This is a genomic window from Eggerthella sp. BIOML-A1, from assembly GCF_009875595.1.
Lineage (GTDB): Bacteria > Actinomycetota > Coriobacteriia > Coriobacteriales > Eggerthellaceae > Eggerthella > Eggerthella lenta.
This window is the reverse complement of record NZ_WWRZ01000022.1, coordinates 1-2,541: the sequence shown is the minus strand read 5'-3', so window position 1 is coordinate 2,541 and position 2,541 is coordinate 1. Positions and strand designations below refer to the sequence as shown.

Sequence of the window (2,541 nt, the reverse complement as noted above, 5' to 3'; positions counted from 1 at the left end):
TTGTTCATCAAGGTCTTGACATCTGCGTCAGCAGCACCAAAACCAGCCACAAGGTTCTGTCCAGCGGCAACCATGGCTTGGAATGATCCTGAAACAGTTTCACTTGCTTCCTTGGCAGTTGTTCCAGTAATTCCTAGCCTGTCCTGTGTGATCCCTATGGCTTCAATCAAGGTATGGAATGGAATATCTTTGACATTCTCAGCTGTTGCTTCAAATGTCCCATTTAATACACCAGACTCATTGACCAAACGTGCCATTTCTGACTGTGTACCACCGTAACCAAGTTTTAAGTTGTCCAGCATGGTGTAGTTGTCTTTGGCAAATCCTTGATAAGCGTTCTGAATATCGCCTATGGCGGTACCCATCTTGTTTGAGTTATCTGCCATTTGGACAATAGCCTTGTCACCATAAGCTGCAGCCTGTGCAGTATCACCGCCCAAGCCTTGCAAGAGCGTTGCAGAGAATGATGTTACCTGTTCCATGTATTTCACACCAGAAACACCAGCCCTTGTGTAGGCAGTTTCAGAGTTAGCAATCACTGTGGCTGCTGAGTCTTTGAACAAAGTTTCAACACCACCGACAGCTTGTTCAAGGTCCGCATAGGACTTGATGATGGCGGTAACCCCTGCCGCTACTGGTGCAGTAATTCCAGCAGTCAAGGCACTACCTACATCCATAAATGCGTCACCAATGGCACTGAGTGAAGTTGTTGTGCTTTTGAATTTCTCAACTGACTCCATAGCTTCACGCATTCCAGCAGTGAATTGGGATGTGCTGGCTGTCAATATGGCTTCTACTGTGTAAGATGACATTTTCAGTAACCTCCTTTCTCATAATTCTTCATACGTTTGGCAATGGCAATCAGATTGCTGTTGACCGGGGTAGCAAAGTTTTTCCCAAGGACATCATTTTTCCGCTTCTTCTCGTTATAGAAGTCGCTAAACTCCTTGAACACATACTCTTTACCGTTCTTCTCTCTTGCTTTCACAAGACGGTTCAGATAAGCTTGCAAATACAAGTCCTTTTCACGTTCTAACTCTTGCATTAAATGACCACGTTTCCTGAGCCTGTACTCATGCAAGGTCATTCTTCCAGCTTCAGCAAAATCTGTCACACCAAACAAGCCTAAAATGGTAGCCATCATGTCCTCATAGATTTCCTGTGAGTCATTGGCTACCGTTGTTTTTACTTGGCTTGTTTCTTCATTGCTTCCAGCATTTTTGTGACTTTTAGCTTGGTCATTGGTGCATTCTTTAAGGCAGATAAAAAATCATCAAAGACCTTCTCAAGATTGTCACCCTGCTCCTCAATCCATGTTTCAATGTCAGCAATGCTTGGGATTGATTTGAGCGTGTGTGTAGCTGACAAGATGATGTCTGCAATGACAACTGGGTTGAAGTCTTGTAAGTAGATAACAGCTGACTGAATACCCATACCGAATTTGACCCCATTTCCTGAAACTTCATAACGCTTGTCCATTTCTCGGATGAAGTCAATACCAAAGCTCAAGTCATACTTTTTGCCGTTAATTTCAATTTGTTTCATGTTTTTTACTCCTTAAAAAATAAAAGAGGGGAATTTCCCCTCTTAGCCTAAGATGTCAGTAGTGTTAGCGAATGCGTATTGAATAGCTGCTTCTTGGCCAGCTGTCAATGTTGCATTGCCTTCAACTGGTTTCCCGTTGATTGTCATTTCAGTTGAGATTGTTTCCAAGTCCTCAACATTTGCTGGAACTTCCCAGCTTGAAAGTTTGCCTTGCGCATAAAGTGCTGGATATTTTGAGTCAGACTTCTGACCAGCAAGGTCAATTTCCCAAACTTCCAAAACATAACCGTTGATAACTGAGTCTTTCAACATTTTGTTAACTGGATCAGCTGAAGCAACTGCTTCAATTGAGAGAGTCACTTCAAGACCGCCATCAGATGACACTGCACCATCTTTGGTCTTAGTCACATCAGTTGAACGCTCATAGTTCCAAGAATGTTCAGTTTGCAATGCCAGTTTGGTCGCTGCTGTTTTGTCCCCCAATTTGCGGAACATCAAAAATTTATTTTTACCATATTTCGCCATTTGTTAATTCCTCCTAGTGAAATTTGAATTTAAGGTCAAGAATGCCATGGTAGAGCAATTCTTGAGTAGAGTTGTCTTTTATGATTTCTGTGGGGCTGGTTAAATCCATTGACCAACTTGTGTTGCCAATCTGTTTGATTGTGGAAAACTCTCTCATGAGCTTCCCAATCCAGTCTGACACCAGCTTTCTGTCCTCAGCTTTTCCCCAGACATCAACTTGTGCTGACAATGTGCCTATCAAGTAGGACTTTGTAGACTGTGGCACAATATGAGTGTATGCAACCACCATGAATGGGTACGGTGTCCCCTCATCAGGTAGAAACGGATAAGCTGGCAGTCCCAATGCTTCTGACCGTTTTATCAATTCATCGTGAATTTGTTGGTCTGGTTGTTTATTTAACAATTGCAGCCCTCCTTAATTCCGCTATGAATTGCGGTTCAATCTCATCAAGTGCTGGTTTCATGAATGGC

4 protein-coding genes and 1 pseudogene are annotated in these 2,541 nt (G+C 42.8%); all 5 read right to left on the bottom strand.

The genetic code is table 11. The features are described 5' to 3' along the window. Positions 1-812 (bottom strand): annotated as a pseudogene (locus GT590_RS14135) (phage tail protein); the annotation flags it as partial. 2 nt (positions 813-814) lie between these two features. Beyond that, positions 815-1,144, bottom strand: coding sequence for a hypothetical protein (locus tag GT590_RS14130; RefSeq protein WP_129984635.1), 330 nt, complete (start codon positions 1,142-1,144; stop codon positions 815-817). 41 nt (positions 1,145-1,185) lie between these two features. Then, a complete protein-coding gene (locus tag GT590_RS14125) occupies positions 1,186-1,545 on the bottom strand; it encodes a tail assembly chaperone (RefSeq protein WP_129984634.1) in 360 nt (119 codons plus the stop codon). A 42-nt stretch (positions 1,546-1,587) separates the two neighbouring features. Beyond that, a complete protein-coding gene (locus tag GT590_RS14120) occupies positions 1,588-2,070 on the bottom strand; it encodes a phage major tail protein, TP901-1 family (RefSeq protein WP_154398270.1) in 483 nt (160 codons plus the stop codon). 13 nt (positions 2,071-2,083) lie between these two features. Continuing rightward, positions 2,084-2,473, bottom strand: a complete 390-nt coding sequence (locus GT590_RS14115) for a hypothetical protein (RefSeq protein ID WP_129984632.1) — start codon at positions 2,471-2,473, stop codon at positions 2,084-2,086. Between the last annotated feature and the right edge of the window lie 68 nt (positions 2,474-2,541).

Bases quoted from the DNA above. Each gene is read 5' to 3' on its own strand.
- GT590_RS14130 (WP_129984635.1), bottom strand. From the start codon at position 1,144: ATGATGGCTACCATTTTAGGCTTGTTTGGTGTGACAGATTTTGCTGAA.
- GT590_RS14125 (WP_129984634.1), bottom strand. From the start codon at position 1,545: ATGAAACAAATTGAAATTAACGGCAAAAAGTATGACTTGAGCTTTGGT.
- GT590_RS14120 (WP_154398270.1), bottom strand. From the start codon at position 2,070: ATGGCGAAATATGGTAAAAATAAATTTTTGATGTTCCGCAAATTGGGG.